14 protein-coding genes are annotated in these 14,700 nt (G+C 51.0%); 2 read left to right on the top strand and 12 right to left on the bottom strand.

The features are described from left to right. Positions 1-88: 88 nt before the first annotated feature. On the top strand, positions 89-451 hold the full coding sequence (locus tag ACR02O_RS08855) for a PilZ domain-containing protein (protein WP_033155569.1): 363 nt from the start codon (positions 89-91) through the stop codon (positions 449-451). A 53-nt stretch (positions 452-504) separates the two neighbouring features. Here ACR02O_RS08855 and rapA read toward each other — a convergent pair whose 3' ends face one another. Continuing rightward, positions 505-3,267: an RNA polymerase-associated protein RapA gene (rapA, locus tag ACR02O_RS08850; protein ID WP_101054865.1), complete on the bottom strand. Its 2,763-nt coding sequence runs from the start codon at positions 3,265-3,267 to the stop codon at positions 505-507. Between the two features lie 198 nt (positions 3,268-3,465). On the opposite strand from rapA, the gene ACR02O_RS08845 reads away from it, so the two are divergent. Beyond that, positions 3,466-3,903 (top strand): NUDIX domain-containing protein, encoded by a 438-nt coding sequence (locus ACR02O_RS08845; RefSeq protein ID WP_458136924.1) that lies wholly within the window; start codon positions 3,466-3,468, stop codon positions 3,901-3,903. 44 nt (positions 3,904-3,947) lie between these two features. Here the strand turns inward: ACR02O_RS08845 and dapB are convergent, their stop codons facing one another. The 11 genes from dapB to ACR02O_RS08790 all read right to left on the bottom strand — a co-directional run bounded on the left by dapB (position 3,948) and on the right by ACR02O_RS08790 (position 14,650). Then, a complete protein-coding gene (gene dapB / locus ACR02O_RS08840) occupies positions 3,948-4,754 on the bottom strand; it encodes a 4-hydroxy-tetrahydrodipicolinate reductase (protein WP_458136923.1) in 807 nt (268 codons plus the stop codon). Positions 4,755-4,757: 3 nt separating this feature from the next. After that, complete coding sequence (gene dnaJ / locus ACR02O_RS08835; RefSeq protein WP_101054857.1) at positions 4,758-5,897, bottom strand: molecular chaperone DnaJ; 1,140 nt, start codon at positions 5,895-5,897, stop codon at positions 4,758-4,760. A gap of 44 nt (positions 5,898-5,941) precedes the next feature. Then, positions 5,942-6,247: a type II toxin-antitoxin system RelE/ParE family toxin gene (locus ACR02O_RS08830; RefSeq protein WP_458136922.1), complete on the bottom strand. Its 306-nt coding sequence runs from the start codon at positions 6,245-6,247 to the stop codon at positions 5,942-5,944. After that, the gene (locus ACR02O_RS08825) at positions 6,232-6,420 is read right to left on the bottom strand and encodes a hypothetical protein (RefSeq protein ID WP_458136921.1); all 189 of its coding nucleotides are present in this window, start codon (positions 6,418-6,420) and stop codon (positions 6,232-6,234) included. The genes ACR02O_RS08830 and ACR02O_RS08825 overlap by 16 nt, the downstream gene beginning before the upstream one ends. 248 nt (positions 6,421-6,668) lie before the next feature. Further along, entirely contained in the window at positions 6,669-6,761 is a 93-nt protein-coding gene (locus ACR02O_RS08820; RefSeq protein ID WP_458139229.1) for a DUF4160 domain-containing protein, read from the bottom strand. A 575-nt stretch (positions 6,762-7,336) separates the two neighbouring features. After that, positions 7,337-9,271 carry a molecular chaperone DnaK gene (gene dnaK / locus ACR02O_RS08815; RefSeq protein ID WP_319963103.1) on the bottom strand — a complete coding sequence of 645 codons (1,935 nt, stop codon included), beginning with the start codon at positions 9,269-9,271 and terminating at the stop codon, positions 7,337-7,339. A 71-nt stretch (positions 9,272-9,342) separates the two neighbouring features. Next, positions 9,343-9,981, bottom strand: coding sequence for a nucleotide exchange factor GrpE (gene grpE / locus ACR02O_RS08810; protein WP_319963102.1), 639 nt, complete (start codon positions 9,979-9,981; stop codon positions 9,343-9,345). 50 nt (positions 9,982-10,031) lie between these two features. Continuing rightward, positions 10,032-11,072, bottom strand: coding sequence for a heat-inducible transcriptional repressor HrcA (gene hrcA, locus ACR02O_RS08805; protein ID WP_033155579.1), 1,041 nt, complete (start codon positions 11,070-11,072; stop codon positions 10,032-10,034). Positions 11,073-11,425: 353 nt separating this feature from the next. Further along, positions 11,426-11,560: a hypothetical protein gene (locus ACR02O_RS08800; RefSeq protein WP_275899126.1), complete on the bottom strand. Its 135-nt coding sequence runs from the start codon at positions 11,558-11,560 to the stop codon at positions 11,426-11,428. A 65-nt stretch (positions 11,561-11,625) separates the two neighbouring features. Continuing rightward, on the bottom strand, positions 11,626-11,928 hold the full coding sequence (locus tag ACR02O_RS08795; RefSeq protein WP_319963101.1) for a glycine zipper 2TM domain-containing protein: 303 nt from the start codon (positions 11,926-11,928) through the stop codon (positions 11,626-11,628). A 262-nt stretch (positions 11,929-12,190) separates the two neighbouring features. Next, complete coding sequence (locus tag ACR02O_RS08790) at positions 12,191-14,650, bottom strand: TonB-dependent receptor (protein WP_494523217.1); 2,460 nt, start codon at positions 14,648-14,650, stop codon at positions 12,191-12,193. Positions 14,651-14,700 lie beyond the last annotated feature (50 nt).

The raw sequence follows: 14,700 nt of genomic DNA, 5'->3' as shown, positions 1-14,700 counted from the left end.
GGGCACGCCACAGTAGCAAAAACTGACTTTGCACCTACACTAAATCCTCAATAGCATTACCGCAATTCTTCAGCAGAGGCCACAACACATGAGTTTCGAAAAACGAATTCACCGTAGAGTAAAACCTAGAGGCCTGCAGGCCGGCATTATTTTCAATAGCAGAACACCCCGGGAAATTTCGCTGAATGCGGAAATTCTGGACATCAGCTATAGCGGCATCCGGGTTAAGCTTCAAGACCCCATCAGTCCCGATGTTGCCGGCAAAGTTAAAATCACCATGGTATTGCCTGAATCGGGAACGCCGTTCAGTGTACACGGCATTCTGAAACATCAACATGTCGATTCGGAATGCGGCTTACACTACGTAGACCACGTGGAAGGTTCTATCGACGATCTGATGTTTGAATGCGTGGAACTGGACGACACCACCGTGCTGATCAAAACCGCTTAATCGTCATCCCGGCACAAAACGGCACCTGCTCGCCGTAAATCGCTGTCGGCAAGTTAGCTGGTAATCACAAACCGCACCGCATCCAGCCGCAACTGAGTTTCCTGTATACTTTCGTGCGAGAGCATGGTCATCTCCTTGAGTTGCTCTATTTCCTGCTCCTTGATGCCGGGATTGATCTTTTTCAGCCGCACCAGTCGTTTGATTTCCCCGGTTAGCGTGGCTATCATCAGATTACTGCTTTCCGCTATCAACTTCTGCATTTGCGCACCCGCCAACTGCTCCGCGACTTTGATCATATCCTGAATATGCTGACGTTGGCTGTTCAAAAACTGGCTGATTTGCGCCTTATCGAAGCTATCGCCGGTCTCCACTAAGCTGTCGTGGCTAATAACAGCCGTTAGATCCTTTTTATTTTGATCGACCAAAACGCGCAGCGGCGTGTGCGGTAAAAATCGGCCGATTTGCAATTCGGCGGGCGCACTGCATTCGGCAACAAACAACAACTCCAACAGGAATTGGCCGGCTTTGAGTTGCGGATGTTTGACCACGCTGACCGCGGCATTGCCGGTCTCGCTGGATAACACCAAATCCATGGCCGACAATACCATGGGATGCTCGGCGGTCAAAAACTGCATGTCTTCCCTGGCCAGCGCGATGTCTCGGTTGATCGTTACCGTCAGGCCGTCGTCTTGCAGCATCGGAAAATGGGCGATGCGCAGATTTTCGCTGGGCCAGAGGATATGACAATCGCGCGAATGGTCTTCAACATCGACGCCATAACAGTCGAACATCGCTTCCATAAACGGCCACAAACTACCGTCGCGTTCGCCGGCACTGATCTCTTCCACGAGGCGCGCGGCTTCTTGCGGCCGGCAAGAATTTAGCTCCAACAGCAAATCGCGGCCTTTATGCAATTCCTCTTCAACCTGACTGTTCAGAGCCTTGGTCTTGGCGATCAAAGCCTCGACTGCCGCCGCATCGCGGCTGAGCAATGCACTGTCACGAGCATCGCCTAGCAACTTCAAGACTTGTGCGGCACCCGAACAATTATGCCGGAATGCGTCCAGGCCCTCGTCGTACCAACGGAATAATACGTGCTGAGTACTATCTAGCAGATAAGGGATATGAATTTGAATCACATGCTTTTGGCCGATTCGATCCAGACGACCGATACGCTGCTGCAACAAATCCGGATTTTCCGGCAGGTCAAACAAAAACAGATGGCGCACGAATTGAAAATTGCGCCCTTCACTGCCGATCTCGGAACAAATCAACACTTGCGCCCGGCTCTCTTCGTCGGCGAAAAATGCCGCCGCCCTATCCCGCTCGACGATACTCATGCCTTCATGAAACACCGCGGCGGTATGCCCGACGTGCTGCCGTAACAATTGCTCCAGCTGGATCGCGGTTTCCGCACGTTTGCAGATTAATAAGGCCTTTTCGTCGCCCAAGGCCTTCAACTGCGCAACCAGCCAATGCAGATAAGGGCTGTTGGCTAAGTCCGTCGTGTCTTCACCTTGCAGCGGATAAGCATGGCGCTGACGATCCGGAAAACCCTGCACGGTTTGTCGAGAGTTTCTGAACAAAATCCGGCCGGTGCCATGATGATCGAGCAACAACTTGATCAACTCTTCCCGTGCATTCGCTTCGCTGTCGTTAACCTGTTGCAGCAGTTTGTCGACATTGTCCTGTTTTAATAAAACTTTCAATTGCTCCTGCTGTTCGGCATCCAGCGCTTCGCCGGAAATCAGCAAATTGGCAAGTCTGGCTACCGGCTCAAACTGGCTTTCTTCGCGCAGGAATTCTTCAAAACGGTAAAAACGATCCGGATCGAGCAAGCGCAAACGCGCAAAATGACTTTCCTTACCTAATTGCTCGGGCGTAGCGGTCAACAGAATCAGGCCGGGAGATGCCAATGCCAATTGCTCGACAAATAAATAGTCGGCACTGGGTGCGTCTTCGCTCCACTCCAGATGATGCGCTTCGTCAACCACCACCAGATCCCAACCTGCATCCAAAGCTTGTTGCTGGCGATGCGGAGAATCGGCAAAGAAGCGCTGGCTACACAGCACTAATTGCTCGCTGAGAAACGGGTTCTCGTCGGGGCTGGCAAAGCAACGGCTTTCGTCGAAAATGCTGAAGCGCAGATTGAAGCGGCGCAGCATCTCCACCAACCATTGATGCAACAGACTTTCCGGTACCAAAATCAACACCCGCTTGCTTAAGCCGTTAATCAAGCGATGTTGGATGATTAAACCGGCTTCGATGGTTTTACCCAAACCCACTTCGTCGGCCAGCATAATGCGCGGCAAGGCGCGGCTGGCGGCTTGATGGGCGATATACAGCTGATGCGGAATCAGCGAAGCCCGCGCACCCTGCAAACCTTTGGTCGCGGCTTGCTGATGCTGTTGCTGGCGCCGCCAGGTTTCGTAACGCAATAAAAACCAGGCCGTCGGGTCGAATTGCCCAGTAAACAAACGATCTTGCGGTTTGTTGAACTGAATATGATGGTTAAGCTCCATCTCATCAATTTGTTGCAGCTGACCGTCTTCATCGATACCGATGTAAGTCAACAAACCATTGTGTTGTTGCACCTGTTGCACGCTAATCTTGGCGTAATCCGCCGATTCGATCACGTCGCCTTCGTTGAACTGCACCCGGGTCAACGGCGCGTTATCTCTGGCGTAAACCCGGCGGTCGCCGGTCGCTAAAAATAGCACGGTGACACGGTTAAACTCGGTGTCTATGACCATACCCAAACCGAGTTCCGATTCGGTATTACTAATCCAGCGTTGGCCGGGAATAAACTCATTCATGTTTTGATTCTTGGAAATTTGATTCGACTTTAATAGCGCCGTGTAAAGCGGCTGGGATGATATGAAAAGCCGATTAATTCATGATTAATTGGTCGAGGAAAAAACATCGAGAATTTCAGCAACGCTTGAAAACATGGTTAAATTTAGCAGAACACGCCTATTTTCAATGCACTAAAACTCATCATTTTCAGGAATGCCATGGCAAAGCCCGTCACCCCCTTGTTAGCCGCCGATATTTTGATCGAACTGATCGACCATCCCCAGCGTCCCTTCGTGTTGATAGAGCGAAAATATCCACCCTATGGCTGGGCAGTACCCGGCGGGTTTGTCGATGTCGGCGAAACGATTGAGCACGCGGCCATCCGCGAAGCTAAGGAAGAAACCTGTCTGGATGCACAACTAACCGTACTGCTGGGCCTTTACTCCAATCCACAACGCGACCCACGCAACCACACCGTCACCGCTGTCTACCTGGCGCAAGCGCATGGCACACCGATGGCGGCCGACGATGCTAAAAACTTTGGTTTATTCAACTTCGACAATCTGCCCAGCCTGCTGGCTTTCGATCACGCTCAGGTTATCGCGGATTACCGGCATTATAAACTGACTGGCGAGGTAACGCCTCTACGAATATAAGTCTTAGCTGATTCAGCGGCGTGCAGACAATGTTTAAGACCTGATCAGCCTTTCAGACCCAACACATCCTGCATATCGAACAGGCCGCTTTGTTTGTCCGCCAACCAAGCCGCGGCTCTTACCGCGCCATTGGCGAAGGTCATACGGCTGGTGGCTTTATGGGTAATTTCCACTCGTTCACCTTCATCGGCAAACATCACGGTATGCTCACCGACTATATCGCCGGCCCGGATAGTGGAAAAGCCGATGGTTTTGCGGTCGCGAGCGCCGGTATCGCCTTCGCGGCCATAGATGGCACAGTCTTTCAAATCGCGCCCCAAGGCTGCGGCAACTACCTCGCCCATCCGCAACGCGGTACCGGACGGCGCATCGACCTTGTGGCGGTGATGTGCCTCAATTACTTCGATGTCGGTGTAATCACCCATCACCTTGGCGGTCATTTCCAGCAACTTTAAGGACAGATTGACGCCGACGCTGAAATTGGGTGCGATGACTATTGCCACATCCTGGGCAGCCTCAGCAATCGCGGCTTTTTGCGCCTCGCTATAGCCGGTCGTCCCTATCACTATTTTTTTGCCGGCCTGCCGACAGATTTCGACGTAATCCATCGACGCATCGGGCCGGGTGAAGTCGATCAATACGTCAAATTTATTAGTCAGAGCAGCCAAGTCGTCGCAGACTTTAATACCTGCCGCTGACACACCGGCCAGTTCGCCGGCATCCTTGCCCAGTGCCAAGCTATCGGGGCGGGATACCGCTACCGTCAACTCAGCATTTTCCGCCGCCAGCGCGGCTTTGAGCAAGCACAGACCCATGCGCCCGGAAGCGCCCACTATCGCGATCCGCACCATGGCTTACCCTGTTAATTTGTCGAAGAAGTTTTTCACGCCATCCATCCAGCCATGCTCTTGCGGACTGTGGTGTTTGCCGCCGCCGGATAAGGATTCGCCCAACTTCTCGATCATGGCTTTTTGATCTTTGGTCAGATGTACCGGGGTTTCCAGTTGCACCTTGCACAACAAATCACCGACCGCGCCGCCCCTAACCGGCTTCACACCTTTGCCGCGCAAACGGAACATGCGTCCGGTTTGGGTTTCCGGCGGAATTTTCAACATGACCTTGCCGTCCAGCGTAGGTACTTCAAGTTCGCCACCCAAACAGGCCATCGGGAAACTGATCGGCACTTCGCAATACAAATTGGCACCGTCGCGGGTGAAGATAGGATGATCCTTGACCTGCACTTGTACATATAAGTCCCCGGCTGGTCCACCGTTCGCACCCGCCTCGCCCTCGCCGGCCAAACGAATCCGGTCGCCGGTATCCACGCCGGCCGGCACTTTGACGTTGAGGGTTTTGGTTTCCTGCACGCGGCCTTGACCATAGCATTTTGGACAAGGATCCTTGATCTGCTTGCCAGTACCGCGGCAGGTCGGACAGGTTTGTTGCACCGAGAAAAAGCCTTGTTGCATCCTGACTTGGCCGTGACCATGACAGGTGTTACAGGTGACCGGGCTGCTACCTTTTTTAGCGCCGCTGCCGTTACACTCGGTGCAAGCCACCAATACCGGTACCTTGACTGTGGCTTCGGTCCCGCCAACCGCTTCTTCCAGAGTCAGTTCCAGGTTGTAACGCAAATCGGCGCCGCGTTGCACACTGCTGCGCTGCTGCCGACCGCCACCGAAAATATCGCCGAACACATCCCCGAAGATATCGCTAAAGTTTTCCGCGCCACTGAAGCCGCCTCGACCACCACCCATCGAAGAATCGACGCCAGCATGGCCAAATTGATCATAAGCCGCGCGTTTTTTTGGGTCGGATAAAATCTCGTATGCTTCCTTAACCAGCTTGAATTTCTTCTCTGCTTCTTCCGGATTATCCTTGTTTCTGTCGGGATGAAATTTCATCGCCATCTTGCGATAGCTCTTCTTGATTTCGGCTTCGCTCGCGTTGCGATCCAGTTCCAGCAGTTTGTAAAAATCTTCTTTTGCGGCCATTTTAATTAGTGAGTTTTTATTACTTTTTATTGAACATTATTCAATCAGTTAAAACGTTCAGAGATATTTTCCAACAATCGTTTACCATGAATCACAGCGACGACGGTAATTTGCATTTCATCAATCTTATAAACCAGCCGATAGCTGTATACAAACCGTTCTCTGATATTTTTATCGCCAACTTCAGGCACAATTCTGCCTGTTTCCACTGCCGCTGGAATTCGCTTTGCAGTACCCAATACCTTACGGACAACCGAACGGGCATAAAACAAGGAATCCCTGGCTATATAGTCTCTAATAGAATTTAAATCTTCGATAGCTTCCGGAGACCAGCTTAATCTTCGAGCCATTTTTCAAACTGCTTTTCGACTTCGTCATGAGGGATAACGCCTTCGGTTTCTGCCCTAGTTATTCCCTGTTGGATTTTAGCGATGACATACAAATGGTATTGAATATCTTCATAACTGCTTTCTTCGGGCAGCCTATTCAATAATTCTTTGACTTCCGTAACAGCAGTTTGCATATCTACCTCGCAAAAACAAAAAAGTACGCGGTGCGTATCCTACGTCACTAAAAATATTAATACTTCGATTCATCCAACCTCGTGTAAATGCGTTCTCACCGAATCGATTTATACCAACCAATTTGGAATCAAGGTAGCTCCGATTAGCGATAGCGTAACGGACCTACGCAGGCTTCACTTTCGATTGTCGAGACGTCACAAAACCCTTCGTTCGCAACCGACAGTCAAAAAGGTACGCGGTGCGTACCCTACAAAACTACCAGAATAATTTCGGCCTTCGCTTCCCGCCCCTGACATTTGCCGTGAACATGAACGGGTTCGTGTTCATTGGCATAAAACATCACAATTAAACCGAAATATTCGTATAGTTTTGGCATTGCCGGTCTTGCCTGTATTTCTGCCGAATTCGGTTTATTCAATGTAGGATGGGCTGACGCCAGGAAGCCCATCGTTTGCAAAAGGTCCGCGGTGTGAGTACCCTACATGACTAATCTGACCTAAGAGGGCTTAATACGGCGCAATGCCCGTTGGTTATTGCGCCCTACCGGACTAGTCTGTCGACTCCAAAACATAACCTAACATTCCATCGGGTATATAAGGTCGTACGGCCTCGAAAACCAAGCGCTTTCCGTTGTGATAAATAGTGTATTTCCCAGGGGCTCTTACATTTGGCGAAATGACTCTCGCATCGTAATTATTCTGTTGCCAAGACTCCGGTCCACCCGGGCCAGTTATTGCAATCGGCGATTTCCTGGAAAAAATAAACTCACATTTTTCCAATCTTCCATTGATTTCAACTTCTGAATTCATTTCGTTAATATTCAGTTATATTGGTACACACATAAAGCGGAAGCTACTAAGCATTCCGCTTATGTTTACAACTTATGGCTTGACTGACAGCCATCCGCCCTACACCTTATTTCTTATCGTCCTTAACTTCTTCAAATTCCGCATCGACCACGTTGTGGTCATGCTCCGCGGCAGCTTCCGCCGCGCCTGCGGCATGACCGCCCTCAGCACCGCCTTCCGCACCTTTCTGTGCGTAAACGCGCTCCGCCAATTTGCCGGACAACTCGGTCAAGGCATGGGTTTTGGCTTCAATTGCATCTTTGTCGTCGGATTTGAGCACTGCTTGCAGGTCTTTGATCGCCGATTCGATGGCCGATTTTTCGTCGCCGGCTACTTGATCGCCCAGTTCTTTCAGCGACTTTTCGGTGGCGTGAATCATGCCTTCAGCGGAGTTACGCGCGGACACCAGTTCTTTCAGTTTGCGGTCTTCGTCCGCGTGCGCTTCGGCGTCCTTGATCATGCGTTCGACTTCGTCGTCCGACAAACCGCTGGAGGCTTTAATCACAATGGATTGTTTTTTGCCGGTGGCTTTGTCTTTCGCCGATACGTTCAAGATACCGTTGGCGTCGATGTCGAACGACACTTCGATTTGCGGAATACCGCGTGGTGCCGGCGGAATGTCCTGCAAGTCAAAACGACCCAAGGATTTATTACCGGCAGCCACTTCCCGTTCGCCTTGCAATACATGCACGGTCACCGCGGTTTGATTGTCGTCCGCAGTCGAGAAGGTTTGCGAAGCATTGGTCGGGATCGTGGTGTTTTTCTCGATCAATTTGGTCATCACGCCGCCAAGGGTTTCGATACCCAAAGACAGTGGTGTTACGTCCAACAACAATACGTCTTTAACATCGCCGCCCAATACGCCGGCTTGAATCGCCGCACCCAAGGCTACCGCTTCATCAGGGTTAACGTCTTTACGCGGCTCTTTACCGAACAGTTCTTTGACGAAGGCTTGCACTTTCGGCATGCGGGTTTGACCGCCCACCAGAATTACGTCGTTGATTTTAGAAGTCGAAATACCGGCGTCCTTAATCGCTTGCAAGCAAGGGCCTTTGGTTCTTTCGATCAACTCGTCAACCAGCGACTCCAGTTTGGCGCGGGTCAGTTTCACGTTCAAATGTTTCGGACCGGATGCGTCGGCGGTGATGTACGGCAGATTGATGTCGGTTTGCTCAGCTGAGGACAATTCAATTTTGGCTTTTTCTGCCGCTTCTTTCAGACGTTGCAACGCCAATGGATCGTTGTGCAGATCGATGCCACTGTCGCGTTTAAATTCGCCGGCCAGGAAGTCGATGATGCGCAAATCAAAGTCTTCACCGCCCAAGAAGGTATCACCGTTGGTGGCCAATACTTCGAACTGGTGCTCGCCTTCGATTTCAGCAATTTCGATGATGGAAATATCGAAGGTACCGCCGCCCAAGTCATAGACCGCGATGGTGGTGTCACCTTTGGGTTTGTCCATACCAAACGCCAGCGCAGCCGCAGTCGGCTCGTTGATGATGCGTTTGACATCCAGACCGGCGATGCGGCCGGCGTCTTTGGTCGCTTGACGTTGTGAATCGTTAAAGTAAGCCGGTACGGTGATAACCGCTTCGGTGACTTCTTCGCCCAAGAAGGCTTCTGCGTCTTTTTTCAGCTTCATCAACACCCGCGATGACACTTCGGGCGGCGCCATTTTTTTACCGTGGCATTCCACCCAAGCGTCGCCGTTGTTGGCTTCCATAATTTTGTAAGGCACCATTTTGATGTCTTTTTGTACCGCGTCTTCTTTAAAGCGGCGGCCGATCAAGCGTTTGATCGCGAACAAAGTATTCTCAGGGTTGGTAACCGCCTGACGTTTGGCGGACTGGCCGACCAATACTTCGTTGTCGCCGGTGAAGGCGATGATGGAAGGCGTGGTGCGCGCGCCTTCGCTGTTTTCGATAACCCGCGCGGTGCCGTTTTCCAGGACTGCGACGCAGGAGTTGGTGGTTCCTAAATCGATGCCGATCATTTTGCCCATTGATATTCTCCAGACTTGAATTGGTAATAAATTAAAAAGTTGTTAGCGATATGCGGTTGATCGTCTTAATTTCAAGCCTGCTCATCGATTTTTGCGCTATCGGCAGGTTTGTCCTCGGCTTTCGCCACCACCACCATGGCAGGGCGCAATAAACGGCCGTTCAACACATAGCCTTTTTGGAAGACGTTTAATACGGTATTGGGTTGGGCGGTGGCACTTGGCTGCATGACCATCGCCTGGTGCAATTCCGGATTGAATGCTTGACCGATGGGGTCGACGGTTTCGATATTAAATTTGGCAAATACCGACTCGAATTGCTTGATGGTCAATTCACTGCCTTCGCGTAGTTTCACTATCTCCGGGCTATCGCCGGTTGCCGCTTGCAGGCCTAATTCCAAACTATCCAGAACACTCAGCAGTTCTTTCGCAAATTTGGCCAGACCGTATTTGCGTTCGTCGTCCAAGTCTTTTTGCACGCGCTTTTTTAAATTTTCCATCTCGGCCATCGTGCGGATGGCTTTATCCAGATTCGCAGCAGCTTGTTGCTGGGCCTGCTCCAATTGTTCCTGCAAGGCTTCCACAGTGACTGGGGCGGCACCAGAGGCTTCGGTTGACTGTTCGTCGGCGTCGATTGGCTTGGTCTGTTCCAAAACTTCGGCGATCAAATCGCTATCCGATTGGGGTTCGTGGCTCGATTGCTGATGACTCATTACTTACTCCATGGTTCTAAATTTTTTAGTTGGCCTAACGATAGGGCCATTTATTTGGGATTCAAGGCCGCGCCCAATAATTTTGCCGTCACATCCACGAACGGAATCACTTTTTCATACGCCATTCGGGTGGGGCCGATCACGCCCAACACCCCCACCACTTCGTCATTCACCGAATAAGGCGCCGTCACCAGGCTGCAATGATCGAATGCGCTATAGCCGGACTCTTCACCGATAAAAATCTGCACGCCTTCGGCCTGTAGACACTGATCCAATAAATGAATGACGCCGCGCTTTTGGCTAAAAGCTTCGAACAACTGTTTGAGTCGTTCCATATCCGACAACTCGGAAAAGCCCATTAGATTGGTTTCGCCGCTCAACACATAGTCGTCGTTGGGTTGTTCGCTGAAGGTGAGCTGCGCCATGTTCACCGCGTCCATCATGCCTTGATTGACCTGCCGCTGATCGAGCTCCATCTCCCGCACCACCAAATCGCGAATTTTCGCCAAGCTGCGGCCGGAATAAACCGAATTCAAATAGTTGGCTGCCTGTTGTAATTCCGCAGGACTGAATTGCTTGTGGGTATGAATGATTTTATTGTGCACTTCCTGGTCGTCGGTGACGAAAATCACCAACACCCGGGTATTGGACATAGGCAGAAATTCGATGTGCCGCAAGGTGACGCTTTCTCTGCGCGGCAAAGTCACCACGCCGGCCATCCGCGTTACGTCGGACAATAATTTGGAAGCCTTATTCAACACGTCACTGGCTTTATCCGCCTCCCCTTTCAGGCCATGTTGCAGTTGATCCAATTCGCTGGATGCCAGCGGCTTGACGGTTAACAAACTGTCGACAAATAAACGATAGCCGCTCACGGTCGGGACTCTGCCGGCGGATGTGTGCGGGGAATGGATCAAACCCATCTCTTCCAGATCCGCCATCACATTGCGAATGCTGGCGGGGCTCAGCTTTAACTGCGGATCTTTAGATAACAAACGCGAACCAACAGGCTGGCCGTCCTGGATATAACGCTCAACCAAGGTTTTTAATAAATACAGCGATCTTTCGTTTAAATCTTGTCCGCCAGCCACGTCATCCCCCAAATTCCGTTAGCACTCGATATTGGTGAGTGCCAGACAGCAAAGCTATCAGTTGGGTCCGGCCTTGTCAACGGCTTGAACAGGTTATGAATAAACTAAGCGCAGCCAGCACAATCAAGGGCTGGGATTGAATATCCGAAGCCCCCGTGTCGTGGAGAACGGATCGATGGGCAGTTTGTTCCGGAATTACGATTTTTAGATGTATCTTCGATATTGCCCAACAACCGGCAATAAAAAACCCTGCAAGTCTGGGACTTGCAGGGTTCTAATTCGATCTAGCGTTTGCTTATCCGGACTGTATGGCAGGAACGCAAACGGCCAATAAACCGCAACCGCCAGTGGTCTCAAGCCCCCATTTGGGAGAAAGACAACACATAGTAGCTATAGTAGGCAACGACAAAAAACAACAATACATTCAAAAACTTTTCTACTCTACTGTACTGTTCTTGTTGATATTTTTTACCATTTTTTATTCTCATTTTGTCCTCCTGTCGCATGAGTCATCCAAAAATTCAAAACCGGTTAATTGATTGGCGGTAGCTGATTAACGGCTCATACTGTTGCCGATCCAGGCGCCGGCGGCGGCACCGATGCCGGCTCCCAACGGATCGCCTCTACTCATCTCGTAACCCGCCGCACTGCCTAACGCGCCACCTACCAAGCCCTGAGTGGAGCGTTGGTCGTATCGGTCGTAGCGCGGCGCGGGCGGCGGTGCCGGGACGTACTGCGTAACCCTCCCCGGTACATACACCCGCTCGACCTCGACGTACCGGTCATGGTGGTGATGTTTGTGATGACCTCGCCCATGCCCGTCAGCGATGGCTATTGGCGAAACCAACAAACTCATTACAACGACACTTGCCACTCTAAACATAAATCCCCTTGATCGAGAATAATTCATCTATGAGTTGATTCTAGAGAGCAATGTTTAAGTCTTGATTAGGAAAAGATTAAGAACAGATGAAGACAGCAAAGCCGGCGCTTACATTGCCAATTTTTGTGAACTGTGCACGCTAAGCGAGGACTATAAACTACCAATAGCCATTACTCCGGATACTCGCAAACCGAATATCCGGAGCAGATTGCGCCGGAGGCGACAGTCACGCACATTAAAAGCTGTAAGACACTTCCCCGTAAACGGTGCGGCCGGCTTGTTGGTAAAAAGAGGAATATTCCCGATCCAACAGATTATTCACCGAAAACGACAGATCGATATTTTTCGTCGCTTGATAAGCAATACGGGTATCGACCAGAAAATAAGGGTCGTAACTCCCTGGGACGCCGGCCCTTTGATCCAGATTTTGGTCGTTCGTATACTGCTGGCTGACATAGCGCCCAATAATGCCACCGCTCCAATGCTCATATTTGACATCCAAGCCGCCACTGAACATGGTCTCCGGCAACAACACCATCTGTTTGCCAACCGACAGCGGATTCGCCTCGTTCTTGGTAATTATCGAGTCGTTTAAGGTGTAGGTTCCCGTAAAATGCAGCCAGTCCCAATACAATTTCTGCCTTAATTTGGCCTCCACGCCTTCAACCTCCGCTTCACCCGCATTTTGCCGCTCCTGAAGCCGATTGGTTGCGCTTAATGTCGTATCTTTACGGTAAATCAAATCAGAAATGTAATGGTGAAAATACGAGGCGGCAATCGTTGTACCCTCAATCGGTGTTGCCTCTCCGCCTACTTCCCATGAATACATGGTTTCCGGTTTCAGATTCGGCCCGGCTTGCGTCAAGGTAAAAACACTGCCGCTAGCCGTTTGCGATGTCGAATACAAATCCGAGTTGGTGGGTGGACGGAATGCCCAACCGGTTGAAGCAAACAACTTGTAGCCATCCGCCGGCAACCAGGTCAAACTGAATTTGGGATTAAATTGCGACACGGAACGTTCGCTGTATGTTTGCGTCAGGTTAGTGGTGGTACCCGTGGAAGTGACAGTAGCCTTTTGTACGATGGAACCGGAAGTTGACCAGTCGTCATAACGAACGCCAAGATGAGCAATCAAGTTTTTACGCAACCAAATTTCGTCCTGAATAAAGGCGGAGTAAATACTCGACTCGCCCTTGCCATCGTAAACAGTATTCGTCACTGAGGACCAATCTTGCCAATTACTCAAGGCCAAACGTTTTTGGCCTTCCAAATTGTTGTGGTTTGCGCCAAAACCGACCGTGACAAAGTTACGTTGATCCCACAAAAACGGGAAGCGCAATGCCACATTACCGTCGATCCGTTGGCTAGGCGTGACGGTTAACTGGCCTCTGCCACCGCTTAAGGTATCGTCGAACGCCGCACTGTTTGGGCTAGGCGAATAAGTCTCGTGATCCATGTATTGAAAATCGACATTCAATTTCACGTCATGCCCAAAATCATGTTTCAGGTGCGCAAAATATCGCCGCGTATCTTCCACGGAAGGCAGGAAATGTAATAACTGCTGTTCGTAGACGGAAAGACGTTGGCCATTCAAATTCAAGTTGTTGCTTTGCGCCAGGCCGGCCACGCTGGCGACTGAATTGACAGTGGGGTTTCCGTTAGCGATTGCAATTGGCGAGCCTCCGGCAGTGGTCAAATAACTGTTAAACGTCCCTGCGCTGGTTTCGCTGCGGCTCCAGCTCATCCCGCCATCAATCTCGGTGCTATCAGTCAAATCGTAATAGAGATGCAAGGAAGCGGTGTTCTGCTCCCAAGGGCGTTCCCCTTTGTCGCCTATGATGTAGGTCGAGCCACCTAGGGTGGTTGCGGTCGGAATGGCACCGAATACCGGTGTCGAGGCGTTTCTTAACGCGGTAGCCGTATTCGCTCTGACTACCGGATTCGGTATCACGCTAGCCGGTGGCGTAAAGCTAACCGGCGAAGCCGTCACGTAATCCGACACCGCCCAGTTATCGCTATCCATGTGGTTGAAGGTCACGGAAATCCCCACTCCGTTTTCGAAACGATCCCGGTAACGGCCTTTGATGCCCCATTGATCAACAGCCGCGCCACCGGCACCAAATGACAGACGTCCTTCGCGCTTAGTGGGGACTTTGGAGATCACATTCAGTACACCGCCCATCGCGCCACTACCGTACAGCGCTGAAAAGGGTCCAGGGACATATTCCACTTGCTGAGCGTCGTCCATATTCAGAATGTTCCAATCGACGCTGCCATTATTGGGCAGATTCACCGGCAAGCCGTCAACCAGGAACAGTGATCGATTGGTACCACTGACACCATGAAATGCTGAGGAACTTAAGCTGGAGCCTGGCATACTCGTACCATAAGCACTACCCCGCAAATATATCCCCGGCACGTCCTTCAACGCATCACCAATCCGTTGGGTCAGGCGGTTTTCGGTATTTTCGGTGGTGATGACACTGACATTGGCCGGCGCCATCGATGCACTGATTTCCGAGCGCGTGGCGGTCACCACCATCGTGCCCAGCGACTCATCGTTGCTGGCCGGATTGTCGGTGTTAGCGGTTTCGGCTGGCCCCACGACGCTTTGATCGCTATCTTCTGCCAGGATTTGATTGCTGTAAGCCAAATTGGTCAGGGCCAGCAGCGTTATTACGTGTAAACGAGACAAAGTCGATTCCTCCGGTAATGCACCTTATAAAAAAACGGCGCTTCATGGTC

This window comes from Methylomonas sp. PHL2-19 (assembly GCF_059331595.1).
Note: the sequence above shows the minus strand (reverse complement) of the source record. Positions and strands in the feature narration are given on the sequence as shown.

Excerpts from the sequence above, each read along its gene's own strand:
- ACR02O_RS08855 (WP_033155569.1), top strand. The coding sequence starts at position 89 with ATGAGTTTCGAAAAACGAATTCACCGTAGAGTAAAACCTAGAGGCCTG.
- rapA (WP_101054865.1), bottom strand. The coding sequence starts at position 3,267 with ATGAATGAGTTTATTCCCGGCCAACGCTGGATTAGTAATACCGAATCG.
- ACR02O_RS08845 (WP_458136924.1), top strand. The coding sequence starts at position 3,466 with ATGGCAAAGCCCGTCACCCCCTTGTTAGCCGCCGATATTTTGATCGAA.
- dapB (WP_458136923.1), bottom strand. The coding sequence starts at position 4,754 with ATGGTGCGGATCGCGATAGTGGGCGCTTCCGGGCGCATGGGTCTGTGC.
- dnaJ (WP_101054857.1), bottom strand. The coding sequence starts at position 5,897 with ATGGCCGCAAAAGAAGATTTTTACAAACTGCTGGAACTGGATCGCAAC.
- ACR02O_RS08830 (WP_458136922.1), bottom strand. The coding sequence starts at position 6,247 with ATGGCTCGAAGATTAAGCTGGTCTCCGGAAGCTATCGAAGATTTAAAT.
- ACR02O_RS08825 (WP_458136921.1), bottom strand. The coding sequence starts at position 6,420 with ATGCAAACTGCTGTTACGGAAGTCAAAGAATTATTGAATAGGCTGCCC.
- ACR02O_RS08820 (WP_458139229.1), bottom strand. The coding sequence starts at position 6,761 with ATGTTTTATGCCAATGAACACGAACCCGTTCATGTTCACGGCAAATGT.
- dnaK (WP_319963103.1), bottom strand. The coding sequence starts at position 9,271 with ATGGGCAAAATGATCGGCATCGATTTAGGAACCACCAACTCCTGCGTC.
- grpE (WP_319963102.1), bottom strand. The coding sequence starts at position 9,981 with ATGAGTCATCAGCAATCGAGCCACGAACCCCAATCGGATAGCGATTTG.
- ACR02O_RS08800 (WP_275899126.1), bottom strand. The coding sequence starts at position 11,560 with ATGAGAATAAAAAATGGTAAAAAATATCAACAAGAACAGTACAGTAGA.
- ACR02O_RS08795 (WP_319963101.1), bottom strand. The coding sequence starts at position 11,928 with ATGAGTTTGTTGGTTTCGCCAATAGCCATCGCTGACGGGCATGGGCGA.